Here is a 12,860-nt window from a genome sequence, read left to right on the forward strand (position 1 = left end):
GTCGTTTCGTCGATTCGACGTGTTTGCCTTAAAGGGCCGCCGTTTCCGTGGAAGAACCTATGAAAAGCGCAGAAATCCGTGAAGCCTTCCTTCGCTTCTTCGAGGAGCAGGGGCATACTCGAGTCGCCTCCAGCTCCCTGATCCCGGGCAATGACCCGACCTTGCTGTTTACCAACGCCGGCATGAACCAGTTCAAGGACTGCTTCCTCGGGCAGGAAAAGCGCGCCTACACCCGTGCGGTCAGCAGCCAGAAGTGCGTGCGCGCCGGCGGCAAGCACAACGACCTGGAAAACGTCGGCTACACGGCGCGTCATCACACGTTCTTCGAGATGCTGGGCAACTTCAGCTTCGGCGATTACTTCAAGCGCGACGCGATCACCTTCGCCTGGACCTTCCTGACCTCGGACAAGTGGCTGAACCTGCCCAAGGACAAGCTGTGGGTCACCGTCTACGAGAGCGACGACGAAGCCTACGACATCTGGACCAAGGAAATCGGCGTCCCGGCCGAGCGCATGGTGCGCATCGGCGACAACAAGGGCGCGCCCTACGCCTCCGACAACTTCTGGACCATGGGCGACACCGGCCCTTGTGGCCCGTGCACCGAGATCTTCTACGACCACGGCCCGGAAATCTGGGGCGGCCCACCCGGCTCGCCGGAAGAAGACGGTGACCGCTACATCGAGATCTGGAACAACGTCTTCATGCAGTTCAACCGCACCGCCGACGGCGTGCTGCATCCGCTGCCGGCACCGTCGGTGGATACCGGCATGGGCCTGGAGCGCATCAGTGCGGTCATGCAGCACGTGCACTCGAACTACGAGATCGACCTGTTCCGCAACCTGCTGGCGGCCGCGGCCAAGGCCATCGGCTGCAGCAACGACGGCCAGCCGTCGCTGAAAGTGGTCGCCGACCACATCCGCTCCTGCGGCTTCCTGATCGCCGACGGCGTGCTGCCGTCCAACGAGGGCCGTGGCTACGTGCTGCGCCGGATCATCCGCCGCGCCTGCCGTCACGGCAACAAGCTCGGGGCCAAGGGCAGCTTCTTCTACCAGATCGTCGCGGCCCTGGTGGCCGAGATGGGCGATGCCTTCCCCGAGCTCAAGGCCCAGCAGGCGCACATCGAGCGCGTGCTCAAGACCGAGGAAGAACAGTTCGCCAAGACCCTCGAGCAGGGCCTGCGCATCCTCGAGCAGGACCTGGCCCAGCTCCAGGGCGACGTGGTCCCGGGCGACGTGGTGTTCAAGCTGTACGACACCTACGGTTTCCCCATGGACCTGACCGCCGACATCGCCCGCGAGCGCGAGCTGACCATCGACGAAGCCGGTTTCGAGCGCGAAATGGAGGTCCAGCGCGAGCGTGCCCGTTCCGCCAGCGCCTTCGGCATGGACTACAACAGCCTGGTCAAGGTCGACGTGGCCACCGACTTCCTCGGCTACGAGACCACCGAAGGCCAGGGCAAGGTGGTTGCCCTGTACAAGGACGGCCAGGCCGTCGAGCGACTGGGTGAAGGCGAGCAGGGCGTCGTGGTCCTGGACCGTACCCCGTTCTACGCCGAGTCCGGCGGCCAGGTCGGTGACACCGGCTACCTGCAGGCCGGCGGCGTGCGCTTCGACGTGCGCGACACCACCAAGACCGGTGGCGCCTTCCTGCACCACGGCGTGGTCGCCAGTGGCGAACTGCGTGTCGGCGCCCAGGTCGAGGCGCGCGTCGATGCCGAAGTGCAGCACGCCACCTCGCTGAACCACTCCGCCACCCACCTGCTGCACGAAGCGCTGCGCCAGGTGCTGGGCGAGCATGTGCAGCAGAAAGGCTCGCTGGTCGACAGCCAGCGCCTGCGTTTCGACTTCAGCCACTTCGAGGCGGTCAAGCCAGAGCAGATCAAGGCGCTGGAAGAGATCGTCAACCGCGAAGTGCGCAGGAACACCGAGGTGCAGACCGAACTGACCGATATCGAAACCGCCAAGCGCAAGGGCGCCATGGCCCTGTTCGGCGAGAAGTACGGCGATACCGTGCGCGTGCTGAGCATGGGCGGCGACTTCTCGGTGGAGCTGTGCGGTGGCATCCACGCCAAGCGCACCGGCGATATCAGCCTGTTCAAGATCATCAGCGAAGGTGGCGTGGCCTCGGGTGTGCGCCGTATCGAAGCGATCACCGGCGCCGCCGCGCTGGCCTACCTGAACACTGCCGAAGAGCAGGTCAAGGAAGCTGCGCAGCTGGTCAAGGGCAATCGTGACAACCTGATCGACAAGCTGTCGGCTGTGCTCGAGCGCAACCGTCAGCTGGAAAAGCAGCTCGAGCAGCTGCAGGCCAAGGCCGCCAGCGCCGCCGGGGACGATCTCTCCAACGCGGCCGTTGAGGTCAAGGGCGCCAAGGTTCTTGCCGCACGCCTGGATGGGCAGGACGGCAAGGCCCTGCTGGCCCTGGTCGATCAGCTGAAGAACAAGCTCGGCCACGCAGTGATCCTGCTGGGCAGCGAGTACGAGGGCAAGGTCGTGCTGGTGGCCGGCGTGACCAAGGACCTCTCCGGCCAACTCAAGGCCGGCGACCTGATGAAGCAGGCCGCAGCGAAGGTGGGTGGCAAGGGCGGTGGCCGTCCGGACATGGCCCAGGGTGGTGGCGTCGACGTCGCCGCGCTGGACGATGCCCTGGCCCTGGCCGTGCCGTTCGCCGAGCAGGGGCTTTGAGATGACCGGGGGCCACTGTCTAGTAGTGGCCCCCGGCGTGATGGATTGTTATTGGGTGCCCATCGTGGGCTGAGGCAGCTTTGAAATGGCGTTGATCGTACAGAAATTTGGCGGCACCTCTGTCGGTTCCATCGAGCGGATCGAGCAGGTTGCCGACAAGGTCAAGAAATTCCGCGAGCAAGGCACTGACCTGGTGGTTGTGCTGTCGGCCATGAGCGGAGAAACCAATCGCCTGATCGAGCTGGCCAAGCAGATCAGCGACCACCCGGTTCCCCGCGAACTGGACGTGATCGTCTCGACCGGCGAGCAAGTGACTATCGCCTTGCTGACCATGGCCTTGATCAAGCGCGGCGTGCCGGCGGTGTCCTACACCGGCAACCAGGTGCGAATCCTCACCGACAGCGCGCACAACAAGGCGCGCATCCTGCAGATCGACGACCAGAAGATCCGCGCCGACCTCAAGGCCGGCCGCGTGGTCGTGGTGGCAGGTTTCCAGGGTGTCGACGAGCACGGCAACATCACCACCCTCGGTCGTGGCGGCTCCGACACCACCGGCGTTGCCCTGGCGGCGGCGCTCAAGGCCGACGAGTGCCAGATCTACACCGATGTCGATGGCGTCTACACCACCGATCCGCGCGTGGTGCCCCAGGCCCAGCGCCTGGAGAAGATCACCTTCGAGGAGATGCTGGAGATGGCCAGCCTCGGCTCCAAGGTGCTGCAGATCCGTTCGGTCGAGTTCGCCGGCAAGTACAACGTTCCGCTGCGCGTGCTGCACAGCTTCAAGGAGGGTCCGGGTACCCTCATTACCATTGATGAAGAGGAATCCATGGAACAGCCGATCATTTCCGGTATCGCCTTCAACCGTGATGAAGCCAAGCTGACCATTCGCGGCGTGCCGGATACCCCGGGCGTTGCCTTCAAGATCCTCGGCCCGATCAGCGCCGCGAACATCGAAGTCGACATGATCGTGCAGAACGTCTCGCACGATAACACCACCGACTTCACCTTCACCGTGCACCGCAACGAGTACGAGAAGGCCCACAGCGTGCTCGAGAACACTGCCCGTGAAATCGGTGCGCGTGAAGTGATCGGCGATACCAACATCGCCAAGGTGTCCATCGTCGGCGTCGGCATGCGCTCCCACGCGGGTGTCGCCAGCCGCATGTTCGAGGCCCTGGCCAAGGAGAGCATCAACATCCAGATGATCTCCACCTCGGAGATCAAGGTGTCGGTGGTCATCGAGGAGAAGTACCTGGAGCTGGCCGTACGCGCGTTGCACACTGCGTTCGAACTCGACGCTCCCGCCCGACAGGGCGAGTAAGGCGCTGCCTGGAGGGGCGCGGCTTGCCGCGCCCTTTCGCGTTTCTGGCCGCAGCGCAGGCGCCTGTCCAGCCTTGCGCAGCGACCTTCCGGGCTTGAGCCGTCGTCCCCGGCCCTGGCCCTTGCTTACCACAGACTGTTGTCCCTGAATGAATTGCTTGAGGAGAAAGCTATGTTGATTCTGACTCGTCGGTGCGCCGAGAGCCTGATCATTGGTGACGGTGAAATCACCGTTACGGTCCTGGGTGTCAAAGGCAACCAGGTGCGTATCGGCGTGAGTGCCCCTAAGGAAGTGGCCGTGCACCGCGAGGAAATCTACCTGCGGATCAAGAAAGAGAAGGACGAAGAACCAACCCTTTAATTTTTCTCGGTTTTTTTTCAAAAAAGGGTTTGCAAACGGGGAAAGGTCTGGTTATTATACGCCCCGTGTTGCGGTGAGGTGGCCGAGTGGCCGAAGGCGCTCCCCTGCTAAGGGAGTATACCTCAAAAGGGTATCGGGGGTTCGAATCCCCCCTTCACCGCCATTTTTCGTGTAGGGCGCCGTAACTGGCCGAATCGCTTAAGTAGTTGAAAATAAACGAAAAAGTGCTTGGCAAATCAGTTTGGCGAACTATAATGCGCGGCAAGACACGGACTCATAGCTCAGCTGGATAGAGTACTCGGCTACGAACCGAGCGGTCGGAGGTTCGAATCCTCCTGAGTCCGCCATACAATGAGGCAGTTTTGATCATCAAGGCAGCTTCATCCACCAGTGGTAACCTGGTCTAAAAAATACCACCTACGGACTCATAGCTCAGCTGGATAGAGTACTCGGCTACGAACCGAGCGGTCGGAGGTTCGAATCCTCCTGAGTCCGCCACACAATGAGGCGGTTTTGGTTATCAAGGCGGCTTCATCCACCAGTGGTAATCTGGTCTAAAAAATACCACCTACGGACTCATAGCTCAGCTGGATAGAGTACTCGGCTACGAACCGAGCGGTCGGAGGTTCGAATCCTCCTGAGTCCGCCATACATCAAGAAGCCCGCTTATAGCGGGCTTTTTGTTTTTCTCTGTTTCACTGTTTTGTCAGTGATGCCCGGCTAGACTCCTGAATAGGGGCGGGCGGCCTGTATGTCACCCGTGCCTTGCACGACCGTGCAGCCTGCCGAGCTGCGCGATCTTCCATGGGCTCGAACTCGAATGTGCTTTTTAGTCTGGATCGGCCGTCGCACTGTTGGCTTCCAGCGTTGTCACAGCTTTATCGCGCAAACGATTGTTCTGGCCAAAAATTTAAGCGATCTGACAGCTGATGCAGTGTATGATTGCGCCCGTCAGCCCCGCCGGGGCTTGTGGAATACCACCATGGACTTACCCAGTAGTTACTCGATAACACGATTTACCAAGCTAGATCCGACCGATTGATTCTCCCGGCGTGCTCCGCTGCTGGGAGTGGAGTTCGCCTATGACCGAAGTCGAAGTAAAGAAAGCCCAAGAGAGCCTGCAGGATCGCCTTGCCCAGGTGATCGAGCTGCTGCAGCGCCAACGGGTGGTCGAGGACCTGACGCACCGTCAGGAAGGTCACCATCACGACCTGGTGGAAAATCTCGTCCACCGCCAGAACCTGGTCGAGCTGCAGCGCAAGCTCGACGACCTGCACCCCGCCGATATCGCCTACATCCTCGAGGCCCTGCCGCTCGACGACCGCCTGACGGTCTGGCAATTGGTCCGCTCCGAGCGCGACGGCGACATCCTGCTCGAAGTCTCCGACGCCGTACGCCAGACCCTGATCGCCGACATGGACGATCACGAGCTGCTCGCCGCTGCCAAGGAAATGGATGCCGACGAACTGGCCGACCTGGCGCCGGAGCTGCCGCGCGACGTTGTCCATGAGCTGATGGAAAGCCTCGATGCCCAGCAGCGCGAGCGTGTGCGCTCGGCCCTGAGCTACGACGAGGAGCAAGTCGGTGCGCTGATGGACTTCGAGATGGTGACCATCCGTGAGGATGTCAGCCTGGAAGTGGTGCTGCGCTACCTGCGCCGGCTCAAGGAGCTGCCCAGTCATACCGACAAAGTGTTCGTGGTCGACTACGACGGCCTGCTCAAGGGCGTGCTGCCGATCAAGCGTCTGCTGGTCAACGATCCGGAGAAAAAGGTCGCGGAGGTCATGGCCACCGACCCGGTGACCTTCCACCCCGAGGAAGATGCCTACGACGCAGCCCAGGCCTTCGAGCGCTATGACTTGATTTCCGCTCCGGTGGTGGACAAGGGCGATCGCCTTATCGGCCGCCTGACCATCGACGAGATGGTTGACCTGATCCGTGAGGAAAGCGAGAGCGAAGTGTTGAACATGGCCGGTCTGCGCGAAGAGGAAGATATCTTCGCCTCGGTCTGGCGCTCGCTGCGCAACCGCTGGGCCTGGTTGGCCATCAACCTGATCACGGCCTTCCTGGCCTCGCGGGTGATCGGCCTGTTCGAGGGCTCGATCGAGAAGCTGGTCGCGTTGGCCGCCCTGATGCCGATCGTGGCGGGTATCGGCGGCAACTCGGGCAACCAGACCATCACCATGATCGTTCGCGCCATGGCGTTGGACCAGGTCTCGCCAGGCAACACCAGCCGCCTGATGCGCAAGGAGCTGGCGGTTTCGCTGCTCAACGGCCTGATCTGGGGCGGGGTGATCGGTGCGGTGGCGTTCTGGCTCTACGGCAGTTGGTCGCTGGGGCTGGTGATGACCGCGGCAATGACCTTGAACCTGTTGCTGGCGGCGCTCATGGGTGTGCTGATTCCCATGACCCTGACACGCCTGGGACGCGACCCGGCGATGGGCTCGAGCGTTATGATCACCGCGGTCACCGATAGCGGCGGCTTCTTCATCTTCCTGGGGTTGGCGACGCTGTTTCTGCTTTGAGCATGCCGTAGGGGCTGTCATCCTGGGGCTGCAGTGCAGCCCATCGCGGGCAAGAGGCCCTGAAGGGCGATCACTGAGCCACAACGAAAAAAGCCAGCTTACGCTGGCTTTTTTGCTGGGGTTGGCGTCGGTCAGGAAGCGTCTGCAGCCATTTCCACGTCATGGGCGATCAGGGCGACCAGGGCGTTCTGCTGGCGGTGGGTAAGTTGACGGAAGCGTTGCAGCAGCTCACGTTCGTGCAGGGTCAGCTCGGGGCTGTCCAGGCGCATGCTCAGCTCGTCGCCCAGCGCGCCTTCCTGGATGAGGCTCTGCTCCAGGCGCGCGATGATTTCGGAGTTCATGCTGCGGTGATGGTTGCGCGCTACCTCGGCAATGCGCTCACGCATTCCGTCTGGCAGGCGGACGACGAACTTGTCAGCGGTGCGGCTCGAATAGATAGCCTGTTTCATTGGGCGCATATTAAATTGACCGGTTTTTCAGGTTTCAAGGGGAAGCGGTTCTCAAATTGGCCGCACGATGGAAGTACGACCGTGGCGACGGCAAAATGTTCAACCGTGATGCAATTCGGGTGCTCATCTTGCCTTATGGTCGCCGTTTCCTTGGCGTCAATTCTGTGACAAATAGTGATCCGGATAAAGGCTTTTTGCCAGTACCAATTATCAGAAATGAGTACTGGTTTGAAAAGTTTTGCTTTTCCCGGTTTGTCGCCTCGTCAGGCCTTTGTCGTCAAAATCTGGTAAAAATCAGCAAAGGCCCGGTAAAAATCAAAAACGTGCAGGTTTTCAATTGAGCATAGTGGCAATGCAGCATGACGCAAGCGGCACGACCACCCCAGCAGGTCGCCTGGTATTTTTGCTTGGACCTTCCGGATCGGGAAAAGATTCCCTGATCGAGGCGGCTCGCGGGCAATTGATGGCCAATGGGGTGCGGATCGCCAAGCGGGTCATCACTCGCTCGGCAGAAGCCAGGGGCGAGGATGCCCATGGGGTCAGCCCCGAACGCTTCGAAGAAATGCGGGCGGCGGGGGCTTTTGCGATGCATTGGCAGGCCAATGGCCTGGCCTACGGCATTCCCGCGCAGATCGATGACTGGCTGGCAGCGGGCTACCCTGTGCTGGTCAATGGCTCGCGCGGTTACCTGGCCGAGGCGCGCCGACGCTATCCCGGGCTGTTGGCGATCCGCCTGGAAGTGGCGCCGCAGGTCCTGCGCCAGCGCTTGCTCGCCAGGGGGCGGGAGAGCGCCCTAGAGATCGAACGACGCTTGGCGCGCAGCGCTCGCCTGCAGGCCGATGACGATCCTGCGACGCATGTTTTGGACAATTCCGCTTCGTTGGACACGACGGTCACTGTCTTGCTCGACCTGCTGGCCCGGGAAGACGTGATCGACAGGGTGGTGCATGCCCCGGCGAGCTAGGGCAGAAAAGGATTACGTGCAAAAAGCCCGATTGAGACATGACAAACGGCGGATCGCTGGTTAACATGCTCGCCGTTCTTGCGCGCCAGGCTGGCCCGTGCAAGGCCGCACGACCGTCGCTCCCTTCTGCATGCCGTATGGCCAAGGGGGCCGAGCTATCCGTCCTCGTAGTTTAATGGATAGAACGGGGCCCTCCTAAGGCCTTGATGCAGGTTCGATTCCTGCCGGGGACGCCATCTTCCAGTAGCGATGCCGTTACGCTTTCCACTCAAACCCCGACAACCCTGAACGCCTTGTGCGCTTGACGAAGCCGCCCATCCCTGATTTATTGAAACCGGTTTCATCAACCCTACCAGCACAAGTGCAAACAAAAAGGTGACAGGGTGGACAAGATACTTTCGCCAGCTCGCGGGCGGGCCACCATCAGTGACGTAGCCAAGGCCGCCGGTGTTTCCAAGGCCACGGTGTCGCGTTATATCGGCGGTGATCGGCAACTGCTCGCCGACGCCACCGCGCAGCGCATCGAGGCGGTGATCGAGCAGCTCGACTACCGCCCCAGCCGCATGGCCAGCGCCCTCAAGCGTGGCCACACGCGGCTGGTCGGCATGCTCCTGGCGGATATCCGCAATCCTTATTCCGTCGCGGTGATGCACGGCGTCGAGACTGCCTGCCGCCAGCATGGCTATAGCCTGGTGGTGTGCAACACCGATTGCGACGACGAGCAGGAGCGCCTGCACCTGCAGGCCCTGCAGTCGTACAACGTCGATGGCCTGATCGTGAATACCCTCGGCCACCATGCCGGCGAGTTGTCCAGCCTTGCCCGTGAACTGCCCATGGTGCTGGTGGATCGCCAACTGGCGGAGTTGCAGGCCGACCTGGTGGGCCTGGACAACGCCGATGCGGTCGAGCAAGCCCTCGATCACCTGCAGCAGCGTGGTTACCGCGACATCCTGGCCATCAGCGAGCCCCTCGACGGTACCAGTTCACGGCAAGAGCGGGTGTCGGCTTTCCAGGCTTCCATCGCCCGGCGGCGTGGGCTACGAGGTCAGGTGATAGAAGTGGGTGGCAACCTGCACGAGCGACTGGCGGGCTTTCTCGCCAGCGCCGGCCACGGCCCGCAGGCCCTGTTCACCTGCAACGGCGTGGCCACGCTCGAAGTCATGCGCAACCTGCGCGAACGGGGGGAGCACCTGTTCCGTGACCTGGGCCTGGTAGCGCTCGACGAACTGGACTGGTACCCCTTGGTCGGGGGGGGCATCACCGCCTTGGCGCAACCCACCGAACGCATCGGCGCCGCAGCCTTCCAATGCCTGTTGGAGCGTCTGCAGGGCAGCCGCTTGCCCGCGCGGCGCATGGACCTGCGGGCCGAACTCATCGTGCGAAACTCCACCCCGATACGCGACTGAAGCCGGCGCGGCCCGCTGCCGCGCCGTCTCTTCGCCTGAAAATGAAACCGGTTTCATATCAACAAAAACAAGGACAAACGACCATGCACACGCACCCCGTTTCCATCAGCCTGTCGAGCTTCGGTGCCGATGCCGTGAAGCGCCAGGGCCAGCTCGCCTACCTGCCGCTCTTGGCTGCGTCCGGCGCCAGCCGTGTCGAGTGGCGCGAAGAACTGTTCGAGGCGTGGCCGGATGCCGTCATGCTGGCCACGGCCAGTGCCGAGCAGGGCCTGGAAAGCCTCTATTCGACGCCGCTGGAGCTCTGGCGCGAGGACGGCAGCCTGGAGCCGGAGGTGGCCGGGCGGTTGCGCCTGGCCTGCGCGATCGGGGCCGTGGCGTTGAAAGTCTCGTTGGGCCACTACCGCGACGATTGCGACCTCGAGGCCTTGCGCCCCCTACTGGGGCACAGCGCGGCCCTGTTCGTGGAGAACGACCAGACCGTCCAGGGTGGTCGCCTCGAGCCCCTGTTGCGCTTCTTCCAGCGCGCAGAAGAACAAGGCCTGGCACCCGGGATGACCTTCGACATCGGCAACTGGCACTGGCAGGACGAATCGCCCTTGCAGGCGGCGCAACTGTTGGGGCGCTGGGTGCGCTACGTACATTGCAAGGCCGTGGTGCGTCGTGACGACGGGCGCCTGGTGGCGGTGGAGCCGCAACCTGACGACCTTGCGCAGTGGTGCGAGCTGATGAGCCATTTCGCGCCCGGCGTGCCGCGCGCCATCGAATACCCCCTGGCTGGCGACGACCTGCCAGCCTTGACCCGGCGGCAGGTCGCGCACCTGGCCCAGTTGGGTTCGCAGGTGCGCCATGGCTGAACATGATGTGTTGTGCTTCGGCGAGACCATGGCCATGTTCGTCGCCGAACACTGCGGTGACCTGGCCCAGGTGCAAGGCTTCGGCAAGCGCATCGCCGGTGCCGACAGCAACGTGGCCATCGGCTTGGCACGTCTGGGCCTGCGGGTGAACTGGCTGAGCCGTGTCGGCGACGACTCCCTGGGGGCGTTCGTGCTGGCCAGCCTGCGCCGCGAAGGCCTGGGCTGCGACGCTGTCGAGGTCGACCCCGAGCATCCCACTGGCTTTCAGCTCAAGGCGCGCTGCGACGATGGCAGCGACCCGCAGGTGGAGTATTTCCGCCGTGGCTCGGCGGCCAGTCGCCTGTCGCCGGCAGCGCTGCGTCCTGAACTGTTGCAGGCGCGCCACCTGCACGCCACGGGCATCCCGCCGGCCTTGTCGGCGACCTGCCGCGAGCTGTCCCACCGGCTGCTGGATACCATGCGCGCCAACGGCCGCAGTATTTCCTTCGACCCCAACCTGCGGCCCTCGCTATGGCCGGACCGCCAGACCATGGTGCGCGAGATCAATGCCCTGGCGGTCAAGGCCCACTGGGTACTGCCGGGGCTGGAGGAGGGCCGCCTGCTCACCGGCCGGCAGACCCCGGAGGCCATCGCCGGCTTCTACCTGGAGCACGGCGTGCAATGCGTGGCCATCAAGCTGGGTGCCGAGGGCGCGTATTTTCGCGATGCCCGCGGTGGCGAAGGTGTGGTCGCCCCTCGACCGGTGGCCCAGGTGGTGGACACGGTCGGGGCGGGCGATGCCTTCGCCGTCGGCGTGATCAGCGCCTTGCTCGAGGGCCACGACCTGCGCCGCGCCGTGACGCGAGGCAACTGGTGCGGCAGCCGCGCGGTGCAGTCGCGCGGCGACATGGAAGGCCTGCCGCAGCGCCATGAACTGGACGATTACGAAGGCCGCTGTGGTGGCTGAACCCTGAACCACCGGCCCGGCCGGTACCTGTTGCAACAAAAACAAAAAGCTCAGGAGAAACATCATGCCGATCGAACGACTCGCGCCACGCCGTTGGTGGTACATCATGCCCATCGTCTTCATCACCTACAGCCTGGCCTACCTTGACCGTGCCAACTACGGCTTCGCCGCAGCCTCCGGCATGGCCGACGACCTGCACATCACCCCGGCGTTGTCCTCGTTGCTGGGGGCGCTGTTCTTCCTGGGGTATTTCTTCTTCCAGGTGCCTGGCGCGATCTATGCGCAAAAGCGCAGCGTGAAGAAACTGATCTTCGTCAGCCTGATCCTCTGGGGCGGCCTTGCGACCCTCACCGGCATGGTCCAGGACGTGTACCTGCTGATCGGCATCCGCTTCTTGCTCGGCGTGGTGGAGGCTGCCGTGATGCCAGCCATGCTCATCTACCTGTGCCACTGGTTCACCCGTGCCGAGCGTTCGCGGGCCAATACCTTCCTGATCCTCGGCAATCCCGTGACCATCCTCTGGATGTCGGTGGTCTCCGGCTATCTGGTCAAGCACTTCGACTGGCGCTGGATGTTCATCATCGAGGGCCTGCCGGCGGTGTTCTGGGCCTTCATCTGGTGGCGCCTGGTGGATGACCGCCCGGCCCAGGCCAAGTGGCTCAGCGAAGGCGAGAAGACAGCGCTGCAGGAGGCTCTGGACGCCGAGCAACAAGGTATCGCGCCGGTGAAGAACTACCGCGAGGCCTTCCGCTCGCCCAAGGTGATCGTGCTGTCGCTGCAGTACTTCTGCTGGAGCATCGGGGTCTACGGTTTCGTCCTCTGGCTGCCGTCGATCCTCAAGCACGCGGCCTCCGTGGACATTGTCACCGCCGGCTGGCTGTCGGCGGTGCCGTACCTGGTGGCGGTGCTGGCGATGCTCGGCGTGTCCTGGGCGTCCGACCGGATGCAGAAGCGCAAGCGCTTCGTCTGGCCACCGCTGCTGATCGCCGCCTTGGCCTTTTACGGCTCCTACAGCCTGGGCACCGAGCATTTCTGGTGGTCCTACGCGCTGCTGGTGATCGCCGGCGCCTGCATGTACGCCCCCTATGGCCCGTTCTTCGCCATCGTGCCCGAGGTGTTGCCGAGCAACGTCGCCGGCGGCGCCATGGCGCTGATCAACAGCATGGGCGCGCTGGGCTCGTTCTCCGGCTCCTGGCTGGTCGGCTACCTCAACGGTGTCACCGGTGGCCCCGGGGCTTCCTACCTGTTCATGTGCGGCTCGCTGCTGCTGGCCGTGGCCCTGACTGCCATCCTCAATCCGTCGCACCAGGCGCGTCGCTCCCGCCTGGCGCCCAGCCAATAGGTACCGATC

11 protein-coding genes and 5 tRNA genes are annotated in these 12,860 nt (G+C 63.1%); 15 read left to right on the forward strand and 1 reads right to left on the reverse strand.

The genetic code is table 11. From position 1 onward, the window contains the following. The first annotated feature begins 59 nt into the window (after positions 1-59). From alaS to mgtE, 8 genes are all read left to right on the forward strand, one after another. Positions 60-2,684, forward strand: a complete 2,625-nt coding sequence (gene alaS / locus ACDI39_RS25245) for an alanine--tRNA ligase (RefSeq protein WP_486537149.1) — start codon at positions 60-62, stop codon at positions 2,682-2,684. A gap of 85 nt (positions 2,685-2,769) precedes the next feature. Beyond that, complete coding sequence (locus ACDI39_RS25250) at positions 2,770-4,005, forward strand: aspartate kinase (protein ID WP_225789349.1); 1,236 nt, start codon at positions 2,770-2,772, stop codon at positions 4,003-4,005. A gap of 171 nt (positions 4,006-4,176) precedes the next feature. After that, the gene (gene csrA, locus ACDI39_RS25255) at positions 4,177-4,365 is read left to right on the forward strand and encodes a carbon storage regulator CsrA (RefSeq protein ID WP_043209419.1); all 189 of its coding nucleotides are present in this window, start codon (positions 4,177-4,179) and stop codon (positions 4,363-4,365) included. Positions 4,366-4,437: 72 nt separating this feature from the next. Then, positions 4,438-4,528, forward strand: a tRNA-Ser gene (locus ACDI39_RS25260). Between the two features lie 107 nt (positions 4,529-4,635). Next, positions 4,636-4,712: transfer RNA gene (locus ACDI39_RS25265), tRNA-Arg, on the forward strand. A gap of 74 nt (positions 4,713-4,786) precedes the next feature. After that, positions 4,787-4,863, forward strand: a tRNA-Arg gene (locus tag ACDI39_RS25270). Between the two features lie 74 nt (positions 4,864-4,937). Continuing rightward, positions 4,938-5,014: transfer RNA gene (locus ACDI39_RS25275), tRNA-Arg, on the forward strand. A gap of 433 nt (positions 5,015-5,447) precedes the next feature. Continuing rightward, the gene (mgtE, locus tag ACDI39_RS25280; RefSeq protein WP_225789348.1) at positions 5,448-6,890 is read left to right on the forward strand and encodes a magnesium transporter; all 1,443 of its coding nucleotides are present in this window, start codon (positions 5,448-5,450) and stop codon (positions 6,888-6,890) included. Between the two features lie 131 nt (positions 6,891-7,021). On the opposite strand, the gene ACDI39_RS25285 is transcribed toward mgtE, so the two are convergent. After that, entirely contained in the window at positions 7,022-7,348 is a 327-nt protein-coding gene (locus ACDI39_RS25285; protein WP_225789347.1) for an Arc family DNA-binding protein, read from the reverse strand. Positions 7,349-7,434: 86 nt separating this feature from the next. Here ACDI39_RS25285 and ACDI39_RS25290 point away from each other — a divergent pair, with 86 nt between their 5' ends. The 7 genes from ACDI39_RS25290 (at position 7,435) to ACDI39_RS25320 (ending at position 12,851) form a co-directional block, all read left to right on the forward strand. Next, on the forward strand, positions 7,435-7,680 hold the full coding sequence (locus ACDI39_RS25290) for a hypothetical protein (protein WP_225789376.1): 246 nt from the start codon (positions 7,435-7,437) through the stop codon (positions 7,678-7,680). 11 nt (positions 7,681-7,691) lie between these two features. Further along, entirely contained in the window at positions 7,692-8,303 is a 612-nt protein-coding gene (phnN, locus tag ACDI39_RS25295) for a phosphonate metabolism protein/1,5-bisphosphokinase (PRPP-forming) PhnN (RefSeq protein WP_486537150.1), read from the forward strand. Positions 8,304-8,464: 161 nt separating this feature from the next. After that, positions 8,465-8,539 (forward strand) — tRNA-Arg (locus ACDI39_RS25300). Between the two features lie 147 nt (positions 8,540-8,686). Next, the gene (locus tag ACDI39_RS25305; RefSeq protein WP_225789346.1) at positions 8,687-9,709 is read left to right on the forward strand and encodes a LacI family DNA-binding transcriptional regulator; all 1,023 of its coding nucleotides are present in this window, start codon (positions 8,687-8,689) and stop codon (positions 9,707-9,709) included. Positions 9,710-9,792: 83 nt separating this feature from the next. Next, complete coding sequence (locus tag ACDI39_RS25310) at positions 9,793-10,563, forward strand: sugar phosphate isomerase/epimerase family protein (protein WP_368816033.1); 771 nt, start codon at positions 9,793-9,795, stop codon at positions 10,561-10,563. Further along, complete coding sequence (locus ACDI39_RS25315) at positions 10,556-11,509, forward strand: sugar kinase (protein WP_225789344.1); 954 nt, start codon at positions 10,556-10,558, stop codon at positions 11,507-11,509. Before ACDI39_RS25310 ends, ACDI39_RS25315 begins: the two co-directional genes overlap by 8 nt. A gap of 64 nt (positions 11,510-11,573) precedes the next feature. Then, positions 11,574-12,851 carry an MFS transporter gene (locus tag ACDI39_RS25320; RefSeq protein ID WP_225789343.1) on the forward strand — a complete coding sequence of 426 codons (1,278 nt, stop codon included), beginning with the start codon at positions 11,574-11,576 and terminating at the stop codon, positions 12,849-12,851. Positions 12,852-12,860: the final 9 nt, after the last annotated feature.

It is taken from the genome of Pseudomonas sp. Tun-23181 (genome assembly GCF_057415455.1).

Bases quoted from the DNA above. Each gene is read 5' to 3' on its own strand.
- alaS (WP_486537149.1), top strand. From the start codon at position 60: ATGAAAAGCGCAGAAATCCGTGAAGCCTTCCTTCGCTTCTTCGAGGAG.
- ACDI39_RS25315 (WP_225789344.1), top strand. From the start codon at position 10,556: ATGGCTGAACATGATGTGTTGTGCTTCGGCGAGACCATGGCCATGTTC.
- ACDI39_RS25320 (WP_225789343.1), top strand. From the start codon at position 11,574: ATGCCGATCGAACGACTCGCGCCACGCCGTTGGTGGTACATCATGCCC.
- ACDI39_RS25290 (WP_225789376.1), top strand. From the start codon at position 7,435: ATGTTCAACCGTGATGCAATTCGGGTGCTCATCTTGCCTTATGGTCGC.
- phnN (WP_486537150.1), top strand. From the start codon at position 7,692: ATGCAGCATGACGCAAGCGGCACGACCACCCCAGCAGGTCGCCTGGTA.
- ACDI39_RS25310 (WP_368816033.1), top strand. From the start codon at position 9,793: ATGCACACGCACCCCGTTTCCATCAGCCTGTCGAGCTTCGGTGCCGAT.
- ACDI39_RS25250 (WP_225789349.1), top strand. From the start codon at position 2,770: ATGGCGTTGATCGTACAGAAATTTGGCGGCACCTCTGTCGGTTCCATC.
- ACDI39_RS25285 (WP_225789347.1), bottom strand. From the start codon at position 7,348: ATGCGCCCAATGAAACAGGCTATCTATTCGAGCCGCACCGCTGACAAG.
- csrA (WP_043209419.1), top strand. From the start codon at position 4,177: ATGTTGATTCTGACTCGTCGGTGCGCCGAGAGCCTGATCATTGGTGAC.
- mgtE (WP_225789348.1), top strand. From the start codon at position 5,448: ATGACCGAAGTCGAAGTAAAGAAAGCCCAAGAGAGCCTGCAGGATCGC.